Source organism: Paenibacillus xylanilyticus, assembly GCF_009664365.1.
In the GTDB taxonomy this organism is placed as follows: Bacteria; Bacillota; Bacilli; order Paenibacillales; family Paenibacillaceae; genus Paenibacillus; species Paenibacillus xylanilyticus_A.
This window is the reverse complement of the sequence record NZ_CP044310.1, coordinates 2,609,787-2,633,268: the sequence shown is the minus strand read 5'-3', so window position 1 is coordinate 2,633,268 and position 23,482 is coordinate 2,609,787. Positions and strand designations below refer to the sequence as shown.

Genomic DNA, 23,482 nt, shown 5'->3' with positions numbered 1-23,482 from the left:
GTTACACCTCACTTCCGGCCTGTGATTTCGATGAGTCCGATAACCTGAGAAATCTGCCGTAAGCCTCTTCCCAAATCAATCTGTCCTTCGGTTCATACTCGGTTACCGGGAACGAATCACGAATGACCCTGCGAGCCTCCCAAATGTCCTTGAACGCTCCGCTGGCAATCCATTGGACAGCCATGTTACCAATTGCACTGCCTTCTGCCGGCCCTGCCCATACCGGTCTGCCAATAGAGCTTGCCGTCCACTGGCACAGCAATTGATTCTGGATGCCTCCGCCGACCATGTGCAATCCATTAAAAGACTGACCCGATAATTGTTCCGTCCATTCCAGTACTCTTCTGTATTTCAGGGCAAGGCTCTCCAGGATGGATCTGGCAATAGCTCCTTGATCCTGTGGTTCTTGCTGTCCCGTATCTCGGCAATACTGGCGAATCCGAATCGTCATGTCACCTGCTGGCATAAACAGATCGTCATCCGGGTCAAACAAACTTGCAAATGGAGGAGCCGCTTCAGCTTGTTGTAATAATTCAGCGTAACTGATCCCTTTCCCCTGACGCTCCCATTCACGCATGCTCTCCTGCAGGATCCAGAGTCCCATAATGTTCTTCAGCAGACGGAATGTTCCGCCAGCTCCGCCTTCGTTCGTAAAATTCAGGGCCAAACTTTCCGGAGTAATGGCAGGATAATCGATCTCCGTTCCCATCAAGGACCAGGTTCCACAGCTCAAATAAGCAAACGAACGATCCGTTGCCGGGACAGCGACCACTGCTGAACCCGTATCATGTTCGGCTACCGCAATAACAGGAATTGATGATATCCCCAATTCACTAGATATACCGCTGCGGAGTTGACCTACTCGTGTACCCGGCATCACCGCATCACCAAACAGCTGATCCGAGACTCCGATGTGAGCAAGTAATTCTCCGTCCCACTGCCCGCTCACCGGGTTGTAGAGCTGTGTTGTCGTTGCATTGGTAAACTCATTTACCGCTTCTCCAGTCAAAAAGTACCGAAGCAGGTCCGGAATCATAAGAAAACGATCTGCTGCATCAAGCAACGGTGAACCGTTCCGCTGCAGGGTTGCGAGCTGGTACAGGGTATTAAAACTTAAAAATTGAATGCCTGTTCGCTCAAAGATCCGCTGGGAGGTTAGCTCATTGCGAATCTGTTCCATCATGCCGTTGAACTGCCCATCACGATAATGATAGGGGTTACCAAGCAATTCTCCATTGTGGCCCAGAAGTCCAAAGTCAACTCCCCAGGAGTCGATCCCCAAACTGCCTGGCTGCTCTCCCTGCTGCTTGACCAGATGCAAACCTTGCAGCACTTCATGATGCAAACGCAGAATGTCCCAGTACATTCGCTCGCCTGCTCTGACCGGCTCATTCTTGAATCGATGAACTTCAGTGGCCGTTATACCCCGGTCATTCAGATGACCCAGCAGCGCCCTCCCGCTGCCAGCTCCCAAATCATATGCCAACACGCTCACTGCCCTACACCAACCTTTCTATACAAATGTTGCTTTTTACCTGCACTTAATTGTTTGTTTGTTTTTGTTTTATACTGTTTAGCTTTATTTTTCGAGTATATCACTGTTGTAAGCGTTTGAATACCCTGTGTTTTGTTCTTTCCCAACAAAAAAACGACCTGATCCTATGGATAAGTCGTTCTTATGTTTGGCATTGCGTTTCGATTACGTATAAAAGCGGCCATTGCTTACACCGGACTGGGGCTGCACATCTCTCTCGAAATGCTTGAACCTTGTGCCCTGGTATGTCAGCATGCCTTGGTCATTTTCCACCAGCATGCCGTAGTTGCTTCCGCCGACGTTCAGTTCCACACGTTCTCCGTTATCAAGTTGAAAGGTTGCATAGTACCAGGTGGAAGCACTGCTATCTCCGCTTCCTCCGGTAACTTGGGTTCTCTTCGCCACCACGGTGCAGTGCAGCGTGAGCAGTGCTGCTGCATTATTAGAAGACCATGTTCGAACCCCTGAAATGATGGCGTACACAATCACACATGCAATGATGAGAAATATAGCACCAATAAATATGGATCCGAATGCACTCATGGCCCCAAACTCATTAAATCCCGAAAAAAAACCTCCCTGATTCCCCTCAAATCCCGGCACACTATTCATGTCGTCAAATACACCGAAGCCGTCTGTGGTTAATCTGCCCATCGATGAGGATATGTTGATCGTTGTCATTCATCATCGTTCCTTTCCGGCTCCAAAATAAGAATGCACCGTCCCTTGCCAAGGAGACGGTGCACGTGAACAACCTTACTAGCCTTGTCCGTATACTATATGAACGTAATTAGGAATACAGACGTTCAAGTTCATCAACCAGATTGCCTACATACGCCACGGCTGCACGAATCGGCTCAGGTCCGGACATGTCCACACCCGCAAGTTTCATGAGCTCTTGAGGTGCCAGACTACCTCCTGCTTTTAATGCTTCGAGCCAGCGATCCACGGCAGGCTGGCCTTCCTCGCGAATCAATCCGGCAGCTGCAGTTGATGCCGTCAAACCAGCTGCATAGGTGTAAGGGTACAGACCCATATAGTAATGAGGCTGTCTCATCCAGGTTAGCTTCGCCCCTTCATCTACAACCAGGTCAGGACCCCAGAACGCGGAAAGAATGTTTCCTTTCAGCTCACTGAGCAGCTTGGCTGTAATCGGTTCATCCTTGGTCGCAAGTGCATATACTTGGCGCTGTAATTCACCTTCAAGCAGATGGGTTACGAAGTTATGATAATACGTGTTGAGCAATTGCAAGATTACCCACCGACGCATTCTTGGATTGTCAGAGCGTTTTAACAGATGATCAGCCAGCAGCATTTCATTCATGGTAGATGGTGCCTCGATGAAATACAGAGAAGGCCTTGTATTGGTGATCCGCTGATAGCGTCCGGCAAGCATGAAATGTCCAGCATGTCCGACTTCATGAGCGAGCGTAAACGCACCGCGCATATTGTTAGCCCATGAGATAAGGATATATGAATGCGCGCCGTAAATGGATGAACAGAAAGCACCCGTTGACTTGCCGGCATTATCTGCGTAATCCACCCAACGTTCGCTGAATGCCCGCTCCACAATTTCGCCGTATTCGGGTCCAAGCACAGCAAGCGCTTCACGGATGAGCGTGCAGGCCTCCTCATATGTAATAGCCGGACTGAATTCAGGGTCCAGTGGAGCCTTGAGATCGCAGAACATAAGCTTGTCCAGCCCCAGCTCGCGTTTCTTGAGAGCCGCAAGTTTGCGCATATGCGGTGCCAACTCCTGTTGAATGATATCCAGGATATTGTTGTACATCTCTTTGCTAACTTGCTGCGGGCTAAGCAGCATATCGGTGACGTCGTCGTAACCGCGAAGCCTGGATAGAACAACCTGTTTCTTTACTTCGGTTGCATAACCTTCGGCAAAAGTATTTTTGTAATCGTTAAGCTTGGAGCTAAAGGCTGCATAAGCAGAACGGCGCAGCTTGGTATCGGAAGACATTTCGTAGTTATTTTCATAGAACGACCAGGAGAGTGGACGGTTGTTGTCATCTCCATCCAGCGCATCGTCGAAAGTCATGTCTGCCAGTTTACCGCGGAGGTAGATCCGGTATGGCGAATCCAATACTTCACCGAGGGAAGCCAGCACCTTTTCCGTCTCCGGTGAGAGACGATGTGCTTTTTCCTGAAGCAGAAGATTCAGGCTGCGAGCATAAGGCTCCAGTCCGGGAAGTTCTTCAATATAACGTTCCACTGTACCCTCGGGAAGATCCGCAATTTCCGAATTGACAAAAGACAAGGAAGACGACAGAGAAGATAGGATATCTCCCGCTTTGGCCGAGTTCTCAATGTTTACCGGATTGGTACTATCCTCTGATTGTTTCAGTCGTGCGTAGGATGCGGTCTTCACAATCCGTTCCTGAAGTGCTTCACGAGCGTCCAGACAAGCCAGCAGCTGTTCTGCACCTTCGCCCAGACGTCCTTTGAACGTTTCAATATCGACAGCTGCTTCTGGAAGTGATCTGAGTTCCTGTTCCCACTCCGCATCAGTCCCAAACAAATCGGTCAGATTCCATGTCGACTCCTGGCTTACCTCGTCGCGTGTACGTATTTTTTCCATCTGTATATGTCCTCCTCCTTGCATTTCCAATATCTCTCATCGTATCATATTACGACCGTTTATACCTGACATCTCCCAAATTGAGACTTTTGGTTCAAGCTGAATCAAAATAAACCGCTAAGGTGTGGAAATATTCCATACCTCGGCGGTTTAGTTGACTTAGGTTATTTGACTCTGACTTATTCTGATTTCCAGATTACATTTTCACCGTAATTTTTGCCCCAATCGTACATGGCTCGCAGGACTGGCATCAGACTATGTCCATGGTCCGTCAAGCTGTATTCTACCCGAGGAGGGACTTCTGCATAAACCTTTCGCTCAATCAGCCGATCTTCCTCCAGCTCCCGAAGCTGGTTTGTCAGCATTTTTTGGGTGATATGAGGGATCAACCGTTTCAATTCACTGAATCGCTTGGTTCCTTCCAGGCCCAGATGCCACAATATAATAAGTTTCCATTTGCCGCCAATAACAGCAAGGGTCAATTCTTTCTCACAGTTGATTTCTTTCAGATTTATCCGTTCCTTGACTTCGGCTGCCATGGCTCCGAGCCCCCTTAACTTACATTCTTATATCAATAGGTACATTATTCGATATAGCTTCTCTTCATTCTACTACAGCATGACCCGAATGCATAGGAAACGTGATCTACACCGTCAAAAGCATGACAGAAAGGACCGGCTTCCCTCTTATATATAAGGGACCGGTCCTGCCTATGTTTTGCATTAAGATCTATGAGCGATATTCTATTCCAAATTCGCGTGACGGCCAAACATGTCCGCCCCGCTCATCTCTTTCTTTTCCATCAACGTGAGTACCAAAGCATCCATAGCAAGCAGCAATCCTTGTTCAAAAAGCGAACCCATCGGCTGAATCGTGACTGCTGCGCCTGACGTTGCCGTGTCCTCTTTCGCAGATGCAGGCAAACGAACGACGGTGCTGGCCAATTGACCAATGGTGGACTCCGGCTTGATCGTGATCAGACCGACAGGAGCCCCAGCTTTACTGGCCTTTTGAGCCATCGCCGCCAGACTGCCTGTTTCTCCCGAACCCGAGCATAACAAAAGAAAATCCTTCGGACTGATGCCTGGTGTGACAGTCTCCCCGACGACAAATACCCGGAGTCCCATCTGCATCAATCTCATGGCAAAAGCTTTCCCCATTAGTCCGGAGCGTCCGGCACCTGCCACAAAAATCTGTTCAGCATTCAAAATATGCTCAGCCATCGCCTGCATCTCCGAATCGTCGATCTGGCTTAGTGTACGTTCCAGCTCCTTGAGAATGTCAGCTGCGTATTGTCTGCTGCTCATTCGGTTACCCTTGTTGAACAAGACGTTGCATTTCAGCCGCAACTTTGGCTTTGTCTTCTTGTCCAGTGATTCCGCCGCCTACAATGACCAGATCCGGTTGTGCTTTGATCACTTCAGGCAATGTTTCCAGCTTGATGCCACCAGCTACAGCCGTTTTTGCGTTTTTCACAGCAGCTTTGATTGTTTGCAGATCTTCGAACGGGCTTTGTCCTTCAGCTTGCAGGTCATATCCTGTGTGTACACAGATGTAATCTACGCCAAGCGAATCCACTTCACGGGCACGTTGTTCAAGGTTAGGCACGTTGATCATGTCCACAAGAACTTGTTTGTTTTGTTTCTTCGCTTCTGCGACTGCACCTTTGATCGTACTGTCATTGGTTGCTCCAAGCACAGTGATCAGATCCGCACCAGCTTCAGCTGCTTTCATGATTTCATAACCACCAGCGTCCATAATTTTGAGGTCTGCAAGAACTTGCAAATTAGGGAATGCTTCCTTCATCGCTTTTACGGCGTGCAAGCCTTCATTAATAACGATTGGTGTACCAATCTCGACGATATCGATATATTGTTCCACTTCTTTAACGAGTGCGATACCTTCAGGAATATTTACCAGATCAAGTGCGAGTTGCAATTTCATGATTCATTTCTCCTTTGTTGTTCAAGTATGTGTATTGCTATATAGGATTCTAAATATTATCCTGCACCAATCAGCCTCTTCAGATGCATGCAACGTTTATTTTGGCTACTCATTCATTGTAGAGGCTGACTTTCCATTCAGGAAGTACGCACTTTGAAGTCAGGTAGTTACCTGCACGATACTATTGATTCATTAATGTTGTTATATGAAGCATAATGAGCAAAATCAATTCAGGAACACTCTGTAGAGAAGTAGCGAAAACAAACTTTTTCCTCAATATCATTAAAAATACCCTGCCATATGGCAGGGTATTTTTTCATGTATCTAAGCATGTACAACTGGATCTATATTCGGTTTAGAAATAAACGGGTTTTACACATACCGGCTTGGATGCACCTGTACTATGTCCTGTGTATTTCAGACGTCCGCTTTCTTGATCTACAGTGAACGTAACGATGTTGTTGGTATCACGGTTGGCTGCTATGAGCAATTTACCGTTCGGTGTCAATGCAAAGTGACGTGGATGTTCACCTTCTGCAGAAACGTGTTCTACCAGTTTCAAATGTCCTGTTTCAGCGTCTGCTGCAAATACTACGATGCTGTCATGTCCACGGTTTGATCCGTATACAAAACGGCCATCATTCGATACGGTAATTTCAGCAGTTGTATTTTCAGCGCCTTCATAGCCATCCGGCAAGGTCGATACAGTGGATACTTCAGTCAGTGTACCTGCTGCTGCATCATAACGGTAAGACGTAATGGAAGAATCCACTTCGTTAATCACATAAGCGAACTGGCCATTCGGATGGAACGCCAAGTGACGCGGACCTGCTCCTGCATGGGTTTTTGTTTCGCTATGCAGAACAAGCTCATTGTTGTCAGCATCGATTGTGTAGATGGCAATCTTGTCAGCACCCAAATCCTGTACCATCATGTATTTGCCATCCGGGCTGAAGAAAGCAGAGTGAACGTGAGGCTTGTCCTGACGCTCTGGATGTGCACCTTTACCCTCATGTTTTTTCTCGTCCAAAAGTGCTCCGACTTCGCCGTTATCCGTCAGCGATTGCAGACCTACCAGTCCACCGTGATAGCTGGAAAGGATCAGGTAACGTCCTGAAGGATCGCGCTGGATATGACATGGTGGAGCTGAGATGGAATCATTACGATTAAGTAAGGATAGTTTCCCTGTGGAAGGATCAATGTTCAGAGCAACCGCTTCGGACATTTTGTTTCCCTCTGGAGACACAGCTTCCCCAATCGCATACACTTTGTTGTTTTCGGCATTAACGTTTACAAACGTTGGGTTTTTCACACCCGCGATGCCGTCCAGCTTGCTTAAGCTGCCTGTATCCTCATTCAATTCATATGCGTAAATGCCCTCATTTTCCGCTTCGGCATAAGAGCCGACCAATACGAGCAAGCGTTTTGATTCACTCATTACAGTTTCCTCCTCTATGTGTATGTAGTCTAGCTGCACCTCTTCTATAATAAATCTGCCATATCAAAATAGCAATCCGTCACCCCTCTTCACGCTCAACCTACAGGGGCTCAAGCACGTTATTGGAGAAATATCATGCGGGTATCCATTCACGATCCAGGACAACTTCTGCTATGATTAGATAGGTTTTTCATCATGAAAGGACTGAATTCGGTTGCTGCAATCATTTCTGCTTACGTTGTATCATGTTTTTTTGCCCATATCCCTGCCAGTCATCGGAGGCATTCTGCTAAAGCGGTTCAAAAATTGGGATACCCGGTCACTATCAACCTTCTCCCTCTATATTCTGAGCCCTGCGCTTATCTTTGATACGCTGCTGCATGCCGAAATTACCTGGACGGACGTCACAGGTACGTTCTGGTTTTCCATTATTAATCTGATCGCGTTATGGGCGCTGGCCGAACTATTAAGCCGGATCTTCCACCTGGGTGCAAGCGAAAAAGCAGGACTCACCCTTGTCTCCACGTTTACAAACTGTGTGAATTACGGGCTCCCGCTCGTTTTGCTTGCCTTTGGACAACTGGGGTTGGACAAGGCCTCGGTCTATGTGATCGGACAGATGATTATTGTGAATACGGTCGGGATCTTCTTTGCAGCCAGGTCGGAATTCACGGTCAAACATGCCATTTTGTCCGTATTCCGTATGCCGTCCATTTATGCCGCAGTCATTGCAATCGTTCTACGGTCCACCGGTATCCGTCTTCCTGAAGCTCTGGATGGTGGCATCGCGATGCTTGCAGCGGGGTATTCCCCAGTTGTGCTTGCCATATTGGGTGCACAGATGTTACGACCACGCGGTTCCGCTGAGCCATGGCAGCCTAATGTACGGCGTGCATTCTGGACTGGACTTGTCGTGCGTCTCGCTGCGGCGCCGGTACTATCTTACCTGATCTTGACCGCACTTCAGGTCGAGGGCACTTTATTTAGTGTACTGCTGATTCTGGCATCCATGCCGACGGCAGTAAACGCAGTAATTTTGGCTGAACAATTCAATGCCTCACCGCAATTTGTATCCCGCTGCATTCTATGGACAACCGCCGCATCCATGGTCATTCTGCCAGTTATGATTGTGATGTCTTCCGGATAAGCACGGGTGCTGGCCCAGGAGACATCGCCGCAAGGCGGCGCTTCTCCAATCTTCGTTCATGGCGACGCCGGAGAGCTCTGACATAGAAGAATTTGACCACAAAATACGAAATGAACCCCAGGATTACGCCAAAGACAGACATGCCTGCGAGGATATCAAGCCCACCCAGCAATAGTTCGCTCAGCGCAGACCAATTGCCTCGAAACAGCTCCATGAAGGCACTCTCGTGCACTGGGCCCTGTCCCATGCTGTGCGCTGGCAATATCCATGACCCGATCTGCTTGGCTAGCGGCATGAGCAGAATCGGCAGAAAGGTCAGTTTTCCGATCACATTGCCCACGATGGCAGCCGGAAGTGAACCGCCAGACAAACGCACAATGGGGTAAAACACGAGATAGATCAGTGATGCCGTGGAGATAACGATCAATTCGAGACCAAAGCCGATCGCAAATCCGGTGGAAACCTTATGTGCTCCTCCTGGAGCACGTAACAATTTAAGAAAATTCAGCTTCAACGCACGCGTCAAACGCGCGAATCGGTTCGCTTTGCTTTTCTGTGAATTCATACCGAACTTCCCCTTATTTTACACAAATGACGGCTCGCGCTGTCTCTTCATTTCTTTTAGACTGTTTTAACATCAGCTGTGACAATGACAGGCTGCGTTTCGATGGTTACATTCCCTGCGACCGCTCTTGATATCATACATGACTCTTCTGCTTTATGTGCAAGTCGATCCGCTTTGGTCAGCTCAGCCTCTGTTGCGTTAGACTGAAGCACAATGCGTGGGCGATGCACAATTCGTTCATACGTAAAAATATTATTGGTGACATCCACCGTTGCTTCCGACTCCAGTGTCAGCTCATGCGGTGTAATATCCGAGCGTTCCAGCATGGCCGCCAGGGTAATTAGATAACAGGTGGAGGCTGCACCCAGCAGCATTTCATCCGGATTGGTTCCTGTACCTGGCCCCCCCATCTCCTGAGGAATGGATATGACCGATTTTAATCCTCCCGCATCAATTGTTCCTTCACTGTTACGTCCACCGTTCCATACGGCTTTCAGATGAAAAGGATGTTTCATTTCACTCATTCCTTTCTTGAAAAGTAAAAAATTGAATCCACACAAGAGAACTCCAAAGTCAGAAAACTTTCAATCGCTGTTATCCCCAGATTTTTCAATCCCTTGTTATAGGGGAAATCCGGTGATAAATGCGACCGCTCCGCTTTTCCAGTTCTTCTGCCCTCTCCGTTCAAGTGTGGATATTCGATTATACTTTTCTATAAATACACTCGTTTACAAGGTATGGATTGTTCGTTCAGTGCGCTCACAAGCTCTTCATTCAACCCCACATCGGTAATAACCTGGGTCACACTGCTGAGTTCTGCAACTCTCGTAAAAGCCTGTATATCGAACTTGCTCGAATCGGCAAGCAATATAACTTCATCCGCAATACTGATCATCTTCTGTTTCACCAGAGCCTGCAATTCGTTCGATTCGCTGATGCCTTTGGTCAAATGCACCCCTTTGCAGGACAGAAACACCTTGTCTACATGGTAGGCATCCAGTGAACGTTCAGCGAGCGGGCCTACAAAAGACAATGACTTGGAAGCGAGCTGCCCTCCCGTGGCAATAACCCTGATCTGTTCCTTGCTGCTTAGTTCAGCGGCCACCTTGATGGAGTTGGTCAATACAGTAAGCTGAATATTCGGCAGCCCTGCAGCCATATACCATGCCGTTGTGCTGGCATCCAGTGCAATCCGGTCGCCTGGCTGTACCATCTTGATGGCTTCTTCGGCTATTCTCCGCTTTTCTTCAGCATGTGTAATCGCCCGTTCAGGATAAGGGATCTCCGCTTGTCCTTCTTCTTTGTATTTTACGCTTACCGCACCGCCGTGGGATCTTCTAAGCCGCCCTGCTTGCTCCAGCTTGTCCAGATCGCGGCGAATCGTCTCCTCCGTCACCCCGCAGCGCTCACTAAGCTCGGTTACACGCATGCTTCCCTGCGCATCCACCCATTCCACAATTTTCTCATAACGTTCAGCCACGAGCATTATTTCTTCACTCCAAACCGTTGATATCCAAGATGAATCCTGTACATCCCATCATACCACAGTGCTACCTGAAGGAGAATTTTATCGGGATGAAGAACGTGCAAAAAGAGGGAGCCTATGCTCCCTCCGTCATTGCTGAGATGTATTATTTATCGTCTGCCAAAGGGAACCAGCCCGGTGTGTTAATGATGGCATTCCACAATCCGTCAGGGATAACCAGACGCTCTTGATCCGCTTTTGTCAGAACGGTCTCGATATCCTCTTCTCGTCCGCTCTCGATTTTCTCTACCCAATCCGGTTCAATAATCAACTCACGTCCGATGGCAAGCAGTGGCACGCCAGTCTGAAGAGCTTCCGCTGCCTCGTCTGCCGTATGGATTGCGCCCACACCAATAACCGGCAATTTGCCGCCTACACGGTCCAGGATAAATTCAATTCTGGAACGGGTATCAGCTTCGCCACGGCGTGGTTTGGACCAGAACTCGTTTAGGGATACATGCAAGTAATCCAGATTTTTTTCTTTCAGCGCATCAATGAGTGCGTAAGTCTCTTCCATAGTCAAACCTGGTGTTTCCGGTTCTTCAGGAGAGAAACGGTATCCGACAATAAACGGAAGCTTGGTATGTTTCGCTACAACCTTATTTACTTCATCCACTACGGCCAGCGGGAATGTCAGGCGTTTCTCAATGCTGCCACCCCAGCGGTCTTCGCGACGATTGGAATGCGGAGAGACGAACTGCTGGATCAAGTAACCGTTCGCACCGTGGATCTCTACACCGTCGAATCCGGCTTCAATGGCGCGACGTGTCGCTTCACCAAAATCGTTGATAATGGACGTAATCTCTTCATCAGACAGTTCTCTCGGTTGAGGAGATCCTGGACGTTCACTGGCAACTGCACTTGGTGCTACCACTTGACCAGCAGGTACAGCCTGTTCCGGAGTGAGACGTCCGGCATGGAAGATCTGAAGTACTGCTTTGGAACCTTGCTGCTTGATCGTGTCGGCGAGGCGTTTCAGGCCCGGCACGAAGCTATCGTCATAGGCTGCAAATTGCGCCGGAAATCCGATACCGTTCGGTGTAACATACGTTACGGCAGTCACGGACATGCCTGCACCGCCAGTGCGACGAGCATAATAAGCGAGTTCAGCATCCGAGACGGTACCGTCGGGATTCGAGGACATATGAGTCATAGGAGCGAGTACGATCCGGTTTTTGAGACTAATGCCGTTTGGTAGTGAAACTTGTTCAAACATTTGGCTATACTTTGGATTCATTCGTGGTTCCCTCCTGATTATAATATCTCTTTAAATAGATATATGAATACGTGTTTCGATTACTGTAACCATTATAGTTACTATTACTCCACATTTCAACTTTTCATTTTTCTAATCTTTTTTGGACGATTCAATTCCTCCATTTATATAAACACAATCACGCTGCATCAAGCTCACAGCAAAAAGGGCGAAGTGAAATTCAACACTCCGCCCTATGGATCACCATCCACAAATATGCGTTTAGAAATTGCGTACATACGCGAGCTTCAGATCCATCTCTTCCACACATTCATAACAATCATGTTCATCGTTAGCAACCATAGGTGTCACCGGGTACAGATTCATATCTGTCGTGTTATACGATTTGAGAAGAGGCAGCAGCTGTGTCACCCGTGTATTAGCGGGGTCAAGCCATGTGTTGATTTCGTCTTCCGAGAGAATCGCCGGCATTTTGCTCCCGAACTCCCGGGTCACCATGTTGGCACCAGTCATTAGCATCGTACAGGTGCGAAGCGGCTGTTTGCGGGTATCTTTCCAAATTTCATATAACCCTGCGATACCAAATAATCCCCGATCCGGCATTACCACTCGTACCGCATAGCTTTTTTTGCCTTCTTTGCGCCAGTAATACAGTCCGTTACATGGGATAACGCATCGTTTCGTTTCCACCAGTTTGTAATAGGATGGGTTCTCATGCACAGTCATCAGGTTGGCATTGACGGCATCACGCCCCCAGAACGGAATAAATCCCCAGCGAAACTCGTCCAATACCCGTTCACCGTCCTGATGCAAAATGATCGGCGTATGCTGCGTCGGACTAATGTTATACCGGTTCTTGTAGTAATACATCACGCGTTCAATCTTGAAATGATCCCTCACTTCATCCAGATCAGCTGCCAATGAAAAACGATTGCACATGCTCAACGCTTCCTTCCCTGTGTGAATTTGAATGTATTGTTTGTAATTAAAGGGAAATTATGCATGGCAATATGCAAAGGATTGATGCGCAACCCAAGCGTTCAAGACGTTACATCTCGAGAAACTTATGAAAATGACAAGATCCTGCTAATCATCACAACATGATGTTATACTCCGCTGAAAACATCCATTATACAATGAGTTAGAAGCACCTTACGTTCATAGGATGACGTTGCTGATATAACCGTTTCAAGCATATGAACTTCATATGCCGTTTACTATTTCGACAACAAAGGAGCTAATTCATATGGAATTCAACCGTCCCGTTCGAATGGGCGTCGATTATTATCCAGAGCATTGGGACTCTGCGTTATGGGAACAGGATGCCCGTTTGATGGCCGATAGCGGTGTACACATTGTGCGTGTGGGTGAATTTGCATGGAGCCGTATGGAGCCTGCGGATGGGCAGTTCGATTGGAAGTGGCTTGATCAGGCGCTGGATATCCTGCACTGTCATGGATTAGAGATCATCATTGGAACACCCACCATGACACCACCACGCTGGCTCACGGAGAAATGTCCGGATATTCTGCCTATCCTTCCCAACGGTCAACGATACCACGAAGGGGTTCGTGGCCACCGCTGCTATAACAGTCCGAGCATGAGAACGTACAGTGCACGCATCGTGCAGAAACTGTCTGAACGCTATGCCAAGCACCCGGGCGTAGTAGGCTGGCAAACAGACAATGAATTCAGCTTCACGGATTGCCAGTGTCCCGCTTGTGCGGACGCTTTTCGCGAATGGGTTCAAGCACGTTATTCGACGCTGGAACAAGTCAATCAACGCTGGGGTACTGTGGTGTGGAGCGGTGAATACAGTGATTGGGAACAGATCACGCCGCCCTATGGGGGATCCACGTTTCAGAATCCTTCATTTTTGCTGGACTATTCCCGTTTTCAGTCGGATTCCATCGTTGCCTTTCAGCAGATTCAGGTCGACATCATTCGCCGTAATTGTCCAGACCATGTGATTACGCATAATTTCCATAGTTATCCGCAGAAGGCGGATCAATATAAAATTGCAGCAGAGCTCGATTTCGCTTCTTTTGATTATTATCCGAATCCATCACCAAACAAAACCGAAACAGCACCATACAGCGGGGCGCTGTCTCTGGATCTGACACGTGGCATCAAACGCCGCAATTTCTGGATTATGGAACAGTTAAGCGGACCGCCAGGATGCTGGTTCCCGATGTGGCGTGCACCACGTCCGGGATTTCTGCGTGCTTACTCGTGGCAGACCATAGCCCGCGGAGCAGATGCCGTTGTGCATTTCCGCTGGCGGAGTGCTACCGTTGGAGCAGAACAATTCTGGCATGGCCTGATTGATCACAGCAATGTGCCCGGCCGGCGGTTTAAAGAATTCCAGCAGCTGTGCACGGAGGTGAACAGACTCGGCGAGCGTCTGCAAGGTTCAACGCTGGACAATGAAGTTGCCATCCTGCATTCGCATGAGCAATTATACGCCCTGCACATTCAACCTCAGGCTCAAGGATTAGACTACTACGAAAATATCAAAGTATGGCATCGTGCCTTGACCAAATTGGGGATCAGTACAGATGTCATCCACTCTTCCGCATCACTGGACGGATACAAAATCATCATTGCTCCTCATCTGTACCTCCTGGACGAGGCAACCGCAGAGCGACTCCAGGCATTTGCGGCTGCAGGAGGAACCCTGATCCTAACACATCGTTCCGGCGTTAAGGATGACCATAATGTATGTGTGATGGCCCCGCTGCCGGGCTTGTTGTCCGCTTGTTCCGGTGTGAGAGTGACCGAATACGACCCGGTAGGCGGCGACACCATCACGATTCGGGATGATCAGGGCAATCGATATGCCGCATCCCAGTGGGCAGATGTGCTTGAACTCGATACGGCACAACCAATCGCTGTATATGCGGATCAATTCTATGCCGAAAGTGCAGTCGTTACACGAAACCAGTGGGGTGCGGGTGAGGTCTATTACATAGCCACCCAGCCGGAAGAGGCTTATTTGCGCAAGCTACTGCGAACGATTGGCGACAAACGCCAGCTTGCGGAAATTGAAGCTCTACCTGACGGGGTACAGATCACCACCCGGACGGGTCCGAATGGATCATTTCGTTTTATTCTGAACTTAAGCCCCGAACCTGTTTCCCTCCAGTTGAATGATACCTATACGAGTGCTCTGGATGGCACAGTCAAAGGCCCTCATCTGGAACTCGGTGCTTACGATATTGAAATTATAGAGATTACTGAGTAAGCAACATCCCGTCCCTCGAATAATGTGTTTATACGAAAAGGCCCGGTATGCAAGTTAAATGCAACCGGGCCTTAACATTTAACATTTAAGTAGATACCATTAGTATACTTGTAGAAATTAAGTGCCCACTCATCCAGTAAAGTTTACTGCAGCTACAGAGCTTTCACTCGTTATTTATCTAATCTTTTTCTTAATGATTTTTTCAACTGCAGGTAAGACAGCAGTTTAGCTTTCCCTAAATACAAATCATTTTGACCATGGAGAGTTCATCTCTAGTTTCATAATATAGCAAATTTGAGCTTCTGGTCTCTCGTATCTCACTAATTTTAGAGTCCAGGAAAATCACGTAATTATTCAATGTGAAGGTAGCGTTTCGCTGACCTACTTCATTTATAATCGTTTCTGTGTTCATTGAGCATAGGAATCAAGTATAGATTCTAGCCATACTGAAGTCAGATCAGCTAATTAAATTGTTGGATAAACTCTGTAAAGTCTGCTGCGATATAAGTATGCAGAGGGTTGTCAGAACGTATCGTTTCTACATAAATAATGCTAGGATCAGGCAAGTTACTGAAATTAAAGCAAAACAGGTTACCCTCCTCATCTATAGCAAAAGGAAAATGATTAAGAGGAAGACTGTTCTTTTGCTCATTGTATACATCTAATATATCAAGATCATCAAATGCGATGAATGTTAGGAAGGAAGAAAACATAACTTTCTTTCCATTGATATTCAATGTCCGTTGTACAGGCTCTGCACCGTGATATTTTTGAATAAAGTTAATGTACTCTGAAGGAAACTGTATACCCCATTTTTTTTCTACTAACCTTACTGCACGCATATCAACAGAAGAATACTCCGTGCTCCAGGTATTATTATCGACCATATGCTCTACTCCCTATTTATGATTTAAATGAATTGTATCTATTTAATCCATTTGATATCATCATCTGACCAGTATGTGCTCCAATCGGGGTCATCCACTTGACTAACTTGGATAATTTCTCCCGTATCATTTCTTCTAACAACATAACCACTATCTTTGTGATAATATACTGTAACCGGTGCATTATTCTGTCCTTTTCTTTGATCAACCCAGTCTACAGTCCCTGCTGGTTCATTTATAGCTTCACTCAGTCGTTGATCATTCCAACCACGTTCAGTAATTTGATCTGCAATACTTTTGCCACCTCTTTTTGTAGGTTCTTGGCTATAGTGAAAGGGCTCTCCAGAATAACTATTCATTTGAGAATTCATCCCATGTCCATTACTTCCACTCGAATCGGTATGAGGTGAATGATGCTGCTTACCATCGATGGACTTTAATCCAACCCTTCTTCCAAAGACACCAAGTAGCATGGAAGTTGTAATATTTGCAGCATACTCTGCCCCGCCCTCCTGCTTCATTTTATCGAACTCAGCTGCTATTTGCTTCTCTGCCTGTTCGCGGGTATCTCCATTGTCCCAACCATAGTTCCAAGTGAAGGCAATTCCGTTACCTATATCCGTAACGGTACCAATGGTATTATCATACAAAAGCTCCCCTGCGGTATCCAGAGGATGTTCTATGAAATCTTTACCTAGTTGGAGAATAGAATCCCCAATTACAGCTACATTCTCCCCAGCCTGATTAAAGAAGGCATCCACATGTTCCTCGATACTTCGTTTAGGAGGTGGGTCATTGGGGCCGCATACGAGATCATTGGTAAGGGATGTACTTTGGTTCGCTTGATAATCGAGAAGCGCCGAGATATTAACCATAGTGGAATCGGTATCCACAAAGCGATCACGTATTTGTTCCAACCGTAGGGACACCATGTGGAGCAGCTCCAGAGTGTTATTCAAGTTTTTCTCCGCATAGCGGTATAGATGGGCAAAACGCTCAGCTGTCTCTCCTTCAAATCCACCAATCAACGGAGTAAGATGGCTGTTTACTTTATCTAGAATTTGCTGCAAGTGCCCGTGGCCTAACTTAAACAGTCCAATCGTATGTGTCATTTGATCCACAGGAATCTGTATCTTTGTCATTGTCTCAACCCTCAGTTCTAAATCTATCCTACAGTTTAATCGATGTTAGACGCTGTTTTTAAGGAGCGATAGTTCTATTTATGTGTAACCATTTTACTATATTTCCCAAACTGAGATTATATTGAATTGTACTTAACTCCGTTGACTTAAATGAAGACAAGGCTTACCTGTATCAAATTCTTATTATGACCTTCCTCGTTCCGATACGTGTTACTTCGTCTAGACCAATCGGGTTTCCTAGGATTAAACTTTAACTGGAAATAGGTTAAAACTTTTTTTGTTACTATGAAATCGTTAAGTCTTAGCGTGGTGCACACGCTTTTTTTGAGAATAAGATGCTTCTCCGCTTTAGTTTTCATGGTGTGTTAACCTTGAAATTATTAACATATGCTTTGAAGTTTTTATATGCATTTTCAATATCGACTACACGAATATCCTGGTTATCTGCGTCGCTTATTTCTGGAATTGGCAGTGGTCCATAGTCTTTAATCTCTGTCGAAATCGGCTCAATACTGGAGAAATATTCAAAAGAAACGATGCGAGCCTGAGTAAACGGTGTCTCTCCTCGATACATTGCTGCCATTTCAGCTAATAACTCGGTTAAGGATTGTGGCTGGGTTTCAGGGAATTCCATTTCTGCAACCTTACCAGCATCATCTGGTTTAATTGGGCCATGTGGAGCAACATACCACTCATCTGCAGTTGCTAACAGACGTTTATAAGAAAGAGTTTCGGGAAGAACTCCTATTGATTTATAGTCGATAGTATTATTTGTTTCTTCAGAAGAAGATTGAGGCCCCTCTGTTTCAACCATGGAGCTATTTTTTGTTGTTGTCATATATCCAATAGTACCAGCTCCAACAATCAAAACTAAAACGATAACAACAATCCATTTTTTATTCATTTGTTCTCCACCTTTATGAAGTAATGATTCCTCTTGTATTTCCGCGTTTAACTTGGCACATCGTCCCATAATATCACTAATGTCCTTAGCTTTAAGGTCCCAGGATTGAACAAATATACACTGTGATTTGATACGACTCTGCGCTAAAAACAACTCCTATATTATACCAAATAAAGTGAAAAAACATAGAAAACCCTACTTCGGAATTTACTTGCAGGTAAGCCAAGAAATTCACCCCAAATCATGGTTTTTATATCTCTTGAGCACAATGATGCCGAAATTCAAAACGCTTCTCTATAATCCTTCGAAGATAAAGTCTTTTAATCCTAATTAACAAAAAAACCGTTGTCTCCCTGGTAAGAAGGAGAATCAACGGTTTTAAATTAAAGAGTTTCTTAGTTAACCAGAATCGAAGATTACAGCTTAATAAAATCAGCCATCGAACGAACTTCAATCGTACCAGTTTCCGAGGCAGCACCAGCATGCTGTAACCCTTCTCTGGACGTGAACTTGACCTTCACCGGAATGCCAGGAATGAGATCGAAGAAGTTATCGGAGAACACGCCTTCAGCTTCTGTAGAGATCCATACCTGTTTAGCCAGGGTATCACTCTCCAGAACCACATATGAACCATCGGACTCCTGCACTTCAGTCACCTGGATCGCAGCTTGCTTCAAGGCAAGATCCTTCGACGGTGCAAAATAGTGTTCCTGTACAATGTCTGCGTGACCCTTCCGCTTCAGTTCCAATCGCAACAGGGTTGCTGCCGCATCGCGGCCTTGGAGCCAGTCGGCGTTGTTCAGGGTCAGGACCTGTTTGCCGGAATTCGACTCCAGACTCACTGCGTGCTCTTCCTCCCGGTATACCGTACCATCGAACCCTATGAGCTGCACTTGCAATTGACCCTCAACCGGCTGCAGCTGATCCGAAATCAGGTAAACATCCGTTCTATCTTCGTTCGTACCATCCACCGAAACCAGCACGTCACTGAAACTGCGTTTGGCATAATACTGCAAGGCCTTCCAGTTACCGAAGTAGTCCATACCTGCCCACGAAGCGACCGGCCAGCAATCATTCATCTGCCAGTAGAGTGTTCCCATACAGTACGGTTTACGGCGGCGATGTGCCTCAATGGCTGTTTTCATTGCTTCAGCCTGAAGCACTTGACTCATGTACAGGAAGGATGGGAAGTCCTTCGGTTCATGCATGTACATGTCCATATACTGCTTGATCAGACGGTTACCTGCACCGTTCTTCTGGTGTGCCAGCATCACTTCGGATTCCAGTGCCAGATCCTCTTCCTCCGCATATCTGCGAACCGACTTGTATTCCGGGAACGACTGGAATCCATATTCGCTCATAAAACGGCCAACGTAAACGTTGTAGTTTTCGAATGGTTCAACGCTGTGCCACACGCCCCAGTAGTGAATATCCCCTTCCGACGTCGATGGATTAGCATGCTGCTTCTCATCATTCGTCAGAGATACGAGTGGCGAAGAAGGCCAATAGTCCACACCTGGTGCATAGGCTTCAACCACTTCCGGAAGTAGCTCATGGAAAATGGCTTCATAATCTGCCCAGATCTTCTCGCGCTGTTCGGCATTATAATCCTTTTTCCAGCCCCAGCCACCGTCTTCAATGTAATGAGCCCAAGCCGAGTCGATTTCGTTATTTCCGCACCACAGTACGATGCTTGGATGATTGCGCAAACGTTTCACATTATCAATGGCCTCATGTCTCACGCTGTTCAGGAACGCTTCGTCACCCGGATACATGCTGCATGCAAACATAAAGTCCTGCCAAACCAGCAAGCCGTACTCATCGCATAATTCATAGAACACATCTTCTTCATAAATACCGCCGCCCCAGACCCGCAGCATGTTCATGTTAGACTCGGCTGCTGAGACAATCTCATGCCGATAACGCTCTGCCGTAATCTCCGTAATAAAGCTGTCATTTGGAATGTGATTGGCACCTTTTGCAAACACGGCAACACCATTCAACTCAAAGTAGAAAGAAGCTCCAGCTTCATCCTTGTCCCGCACCAGGCGAATAGATCGAAGTCCTGTCTTAACAGTCGAATCGGCCAAAACCTGCTCTCCCTTGAGCACTTCCGTAACAAAGGAGTACATATGCGGATCACCTAATCCCCTGCTCCACCACAGCTTCGGTTCGTTAATCGAAAATGGAATTTCGATCGTTTGCACGCCTGCCTGCAGTGAAGCAGCCTGTTCCCATGTCTGTCCATCCGAACCAATACGAATGATAGTTTCAATCGGGTTGAACGTTTCAACCTCCACGATGGCCGTCAGCGAGGCAGCGGAAGCGGTTACTTCATTTTGCCTGATGAATACATCATTGATTTTCACTTCGGACCAGCCTTCCAGACGCGCTTCACGCCAGATGCCGCTGGTTACGAAGCGGGGACCCCAATCCCAACCGTAGTGATACGGTGCTTTCCGGGCAAAAATACTCACCCGTTTATCACCAAGTCCACCGACATCGGACTGATCATTGGATGCGGGCAATGCATAACCCAGCTTCTCAAGCTTGGGCAAATCCTCCTGGATCGGTGACCGAAAACGAATTCGGAGTACGTTACCACTGGCCTTCACAATGGACTTCACATCCACATTCCACACGCGGAACATGTTGTCAGCGGACAATACGTGCTGGTCATTCACATATACATCCGCATATGTATCGAGACCGTCAAATACAATCTCCAGATGTTCCTGTGACAACAAATCCTCGTTTATATCAAAAACTGTCCGGTATTCCCAATCCTTCTTGTCAATCCACTGAATTTCTTTCTCGTTCGTTCCATAAAACGGGTCAGGAATCTTATCCAGTTTCAGCAAATCCGTATGCACACAGCCTGGCACCTGAGCCGGCAACCATTCTTGATCTTCACAAGCCTTGAACGTCCAATTTTGAAAAATCTGTGATTGTATTTTACTCATAACAGCCTCCGTTTATCGATGAAGTGTCTTAAGCGAAACAATTTGTTAGGTTTTGTTATCAAATTATCGAATAACTTACAAAACAAAATTAACATGATAACCCACTTAACGTCAATCCGTTTTTCTCAAATAACAAAATAGGAAAACAAAAAAAGACATGAGCCGTTCATTGCTCATGTCTTCTTCTCTATTCGCTATGCATTTATTCACTTTGATCTTGCTCACGAATGGCATTGTACTCATCCCGGACAACCAAATCGGAATAGATCAACTTGCGTTCATACGGCTCGTGGGGATGATCCATACGCCATAATAATTGATCTACTGCCCTAAGGCCGAGGTTCTCCTTATTGATATGAACCGTGGCCAGAATAGGCTCATCTACACTCGTATTATCAAACCCCGTTACCGCACAGCGCTCTGGCACCGCAATGCCTCGACTCTGTAAGGCACGCAGTACGATTACTGCCGTATGATCATTGGTACAGACGATGACTTCTGGAATATCTTCTAACGGCATTTCGGTTATTGCCTTCTGAATGAGCTTGAGATCCGGTCCCAGCAAGTCAGCATGCTGCATTGTTGGTAGCTGCATTTCTTCAAGCACCGTTCGGTATCCTAACCAACGCTCTCTGAAGCTTGCTGCATCAGGAAGCTGGCCGGCAAACTGGAATCGTCTGTACCCCTTGCTTACGAGCATCAGCACCAGTTCTTTCATACATTTAATATTATCCGTAAATACGGTATCCCCGTGAATAGCCGGGTCTTCATGATCCACCATTACGAGTGGAATTTGAAGTCTATAAATTTCAAGCAGTATAGGGGTGGAGATGGAACCCACGGTTATAATGCCGCTAATCGCTTCAGGATTAAGTACCGAGAACATCCGGTCCGAAGATGGTTCGGTTAATGTTAATATGTCCATCCCCTGTTCGTTAAGGCGGGCGGAAATACCGTCAAATACAGGCCCCCAGTACAGTGAGGAGCGATTTTGGGAACGAATATTGGGAAACAAAATGAGAATCGTGCCTGACTGCACGGGCTTGCTGCTGCGTACAGGCTGTGGCTCAACAGGATATCGCTTGGTTTCTGTTTTGAAATACCCCAGTTGATCTGCCGTTCTCACAATCATTTCCCTGGTTTGTTCACTCACCCCTGGTTTTCCCGTCAAAGCACGCGAGACTGCGAATTTCGACACCCCCGCAGCATCGGCGATTTGCTGCATGGTCACTTTTTTGCCCATATTACTCACTCACCCGTTCTCCCTTAATTTACATTTAGTGTAGCATAAAAAACATAATCCAACAAAACAAGTTATAATTTTGTTTGTTTTGTTAGCCAACACAGATTGCAATTTATATCAAAAAAAGAGTTCGTCCACTCTTCTGGTAAGAGAGGTTCGAACTCTTTTGTCTTATGCCCATTTTATATTCCGGAAGCTCCCTGCTCCCCTAGTTCTGCAGGCAATGTTCCCCGCTTCCTGCGCCAAAACCTGACGTCCAATGATTTAATTTCTGTTATTAATACACCCAGCAGCATCAATGCGGCTCCCGTATAACCTTGCAGCGTTAATGTCTCTCCCTGGAAGCTAAAAGCAAAGGCTGCTGCAAACAGCGGTTCAAGAGAGAAAATGAGACTGGTCCGGGTAGGCGATGCATGACGCTGAGCCAGTGTCTGGAGGATATATCCAATACCACTGCACAGTACCCCAAGTCCGAGAATAGCTACCCACGATTCCGGTGTATCCGGCAATCGCGGACTCTCGAACAGGAACGTAGCCCCGATTCCCCAGATTGCTGCAACCCCCAGCTGAATGGTGCCAAGCGTTAAGGGATCATGTTTCGGAATATACCTTCCAGCAATCATGATATAAATAGCATACGTAAGAGCAGCCAAAATACATAGGATATCACCAGTATGCAGGCTAAGCTCATGCTGGAGTGTGAGCAGACCAAGCCCGGCAACAGCCACAATAATGCTAATCATCAGCCTTGTATCTGGCATGCGTCTATGTAAGATGGTGCTTAGGATCGGTACAAAGATTACGGCCAAACTAATCAGAAACCCTGCCTGCGAAGTCGTTGTCCGCTGTACTCCATAAGTAATCAGCACAAAAGCTGCAAATAATGCAGTACCCATGATGGTTCCTGCCACAAGTGTTTTCAGATCCATTCGGAACAGTCGCCGGTGGAAAATAACCGCTGCGGCAATAAAAGCGATACTGAAGCGAAAAGCAACCAAATTGAGTTCTTGCATGGACTCCAGACCTGACTTCATGAATAAATAGGAGGAACCCCAAATAACAGTTGCGAGCAGCATCTGCAGATCTGCTCTTCTTGAAACATTAACTTGTTTTCCAATGACTCTACCCACTCTGCTT

Annotated in this window: 20 protein-coding genes; 2 read left to right on the top strand and 18 right to left on the bottom strand. The window is 46.8% G+C overall.

What is annotated here, in order from left to right; all coding sequences use genetic code 11:
• Position 1 precedes the first annotated feature (1 nt).
• From F4V51_RS11975 to F4V51_RS11945, 7 genes are all read right to left on the bottom strand, one after another.
• Positions 2-1,495 (bottom strand): rhamnulokinase, encoded by a 1,494-nt coding sequence (locus tag F4V51_RS11975; protein ID WP_153978122.1) that lies wholly within the window; start codon positions 1,493-1,495, stop codon positions 2-4.
• Between the two features lie 204 nt (positions 1,496-1,699).
• Complete coding sequence (locus tag F4V51_RS11970) at positions 1,700-2,215, bottom strand: DUF2500 domain-containing protein (protein ID WP_236146745.1); 516 nt, start codon at positions 2,213-2,215, stop codon at positions 1,700-1,702.
• A gap of 109 nt (positions 2,216-2,324) precedes the next feature.
• On the bottom strand, positions 2,325-4,127 hold the full coding sequence (gene pepF, locus F4V51_RS11965) for an oligoendopeptidase F (protein WP_153978121.1): 1,803 nt from the start codon (positions 4,125-4,127) through the stop codon (positions 2,325-2,327).
• A gap of 179 nt (positions 4,128-4,306) precedes the next feature.
• On the bottom strand, positions 4,307-4,666 hold the full coding sequence (locus F4V51_RS11960) for a winged helix-turn-helix transcriptional regulator (RefSeq protein WP_095287596.1): 360 nt from the start codon (positions 4,664-4,666) through the stop codon (positions 4,307-4,309).
• Positions 4,667-4,870: 204 nt separating this feature from the next.
• On the bottom strand, positions 4,871-5,434 hold the full coding sequence (gene hxlB, locus F4V51_RS11955; protein ID WP_153978120.1) for a 6-phospho-3-hexuloisomerase: 564 nt from the start codon (positions 5,432-5,434) through the stop codon (positions 4,871-4,873).
• Positions 5,435-5,438: 4 nt separating this feature from the next.
• On the bottom strand, positions 5,439-6,071 hold the full coding sequence (gene hxlA, locus F4V51_RS11950) for a 3-hexulose-6-phosphate synthase (protein ID WP_153978119.1): 633 nt from the start codon (positions 6,069-6,071) through the stop codon (positions 5,439-5,441).
• A 355-nt stretch (positions 6,072-6,426) separates the two neighbouring features.
• Entirely contained in the window at positions 6,427-7,509 is a 1,083-nt protein-coding gene (locus F4V51_RS11945) for a lactonase family protein (protein WP_153978118.1), read from the bottom strand.
• A 214-nt stretch (positions 7,510-7,723) separates the two neighbouring features.
• On the opposite strand from F4V51_RS11945, the gene F4V51_RS11940 reads away from it, so the two are divergent.
• Entirely contained in the window at positions 7,724-8,656 is a 933-nt protein-coding gene (locus F4V51_RS11940; RefSeq protein WP_110822519.1) for an AEC family transporter, read from the top strand.
• On the opposite strand, the gene F4V51_RS11935 is transcribed toward F4V51_RS11940, so the two are convergent.
• The 5 genes from F4V51_RS11935 to F4V51_RS11915 all read right to left on the bottom strand — a co-directional run bounded on the left by F4V51_RS11935 (position 8,631) and on the right by F4V51_RS11915 (position 12,901).
• The gene (locus F4V51_RS11935) at positions 8,631-9,221 is read right to left on the bottom strand and encodes a DUF2062 domain-containing protein (RefSeq protein WP_153978117.1); all 591 of its coding nucleotides are present in this window, start codon (positions 9,219-9,221) and stop codon (positions 8,631-8,633) included. The genes F4V51_RS11940 and F4V51_RS11935 overlap by 26 nt on opposite strands.
• A 56-nt stretch (positions 9,222-9,277) precedes the next feature.
• The gene (locus F4V51_RS11930) at positions 9,278-9,736 is read right to left on the bottom strand and encodes an OsmC family protein (RefSeq protein WP_153978116.1); all 459 of its coding nucleotides are present in this window, start codon (positions 9,734-9,736) and stop codon (positions 9,278-9,280) included.
• 197 nt (positions 9,737-9,933) lie between these two features.
• On the bottom strand, positions 9,934-10,707 hold the full coding sequence (locus tag F4V51_RS11925; protein ID WP_153978115.1) for a DeoR/GlpR family DNA-binding transcription regulator: 774 nt from the start codon (positions 10,705-10,707) through the stop codon (positions 9,934-9,936).
• 145 nt (positions 10,708-10,852) lie between these two features.
• Positions 10,853-11,983, bottom strand: a complete 1,131-nt coding sequence (locus F4V51_RS11920; protein WP_153978114.1) for an NADH-dependent flavin oxidoreductase — start codon at positions 11,981-11,983, stop codon at positions 10,853-10,855.
• 240 nt (positions 11,984-12,223) lie between these two features.
• Complete coding sequence (locus tag F4V51_RS11915; RefSeq protein WP_153978113.1) at positions 12,224-12,901, bottom strand: SOS response-associated peptidase; 678 nt, start codon at positions 12,899-12,901, stop codon at positions 12,224-12,226.
• 307 nt (positions 12,902-13,208) lie between these two features.
• Between F4V51_RS11915 and F4V51_RS11910 the strand changes: the two genes are divergently transcribed.
• On the top strand, positions 13,209-15,206 hold the full coding sequence (locus F4V51_RS11910) for a beta-galactosidase (RefSeq protein WP_153978112.1): 1,998 nt from the start codon (positions 13,209-13,211) through the stop codon (positions 15,204-15,206).
• A gap of 461 nt (positions 15,207-15,667) precedes the next feature.
• Here F4V51_RS11910 and F4V51_RS11905 read toward each other — a convergent pair whose 3' ends face one another.
• The 6 genes from F4V51_RS11905 to F4V51_RS11880 form a co-directional block, all read right to left on the bottom strand.
• Complete coding sequence (locus F4V51_RS11905; protein ID WP_153978111.1) at positions 15,668-16,093, bottom strand: SMI1/KNR4 family protein; 426 nt, start codon at positions 16,091-16,093, stop codon at positions 15,668-15,670.
• A gap of 38 nt (positions 16,094-16,131) precedes the next feature.
• Positions 16,132-17,235 (bottom strand): colicin E5-related ribonuclease, encoded by a 1,104-nt coding sequence (locus tag F4V51_RS11900; RefSeq protein WP_153978110.1) that lies wholly within the window; start codon positions 17,233-17,235, stop codon positions 16,132-16,134.
• 355 nt (positions 17,236-17,590) lie between these two features.
• Positions 17,591-18,139, bottom strand: a complete 549-nt coding sequence (locus tag F4V51_RS11895; protein WP_153978109.1) for a hypothetical protein — start codon at positions 18,137-18,139, stop codon at positions 17,591-17,593.
• Between the two features lie 416 nt (positions 18,140-18,555).
• Entirely contained in the window at positions 18,556-21,102 is a 2,547-nt protein-coding gene (locus F4V51_RS11890; protein ID WP_153978108.1) for a beta-mannosidase, read from the bottom strand.
• Positions 21,103-21,304: 202 nt separating this feature from the next.
• Positions 21,305-22,345 (bottom strand): LacI family DNA-binding transcriptional regulator, encoded by a 1,041-nt coding sequence (locus F4V51_RS11885; RefSeq protein WP_153980664.1) that lies wholly within the window; start codon positions 22,343-22,345, stop codon positions 21,305-21,307.
• A 182-nt stretch (positions 22,346-22,527) separates the two neighbouring features.
• Positions 22,528-23,475 carry a DMT family transporter gene (locus tag F4V51_RS11880; RefSeq protein WP_236146744.1) on the bottom strand — a complete coding sequence of 316 codons (948 nt, stop codon included), beginning with the start codon at positions 23,473-23,475 and terminating at the stop codon, positions 22,528-22,530.
• Positions 23,476-23,482: the final 7 nt, after the last annotated feature.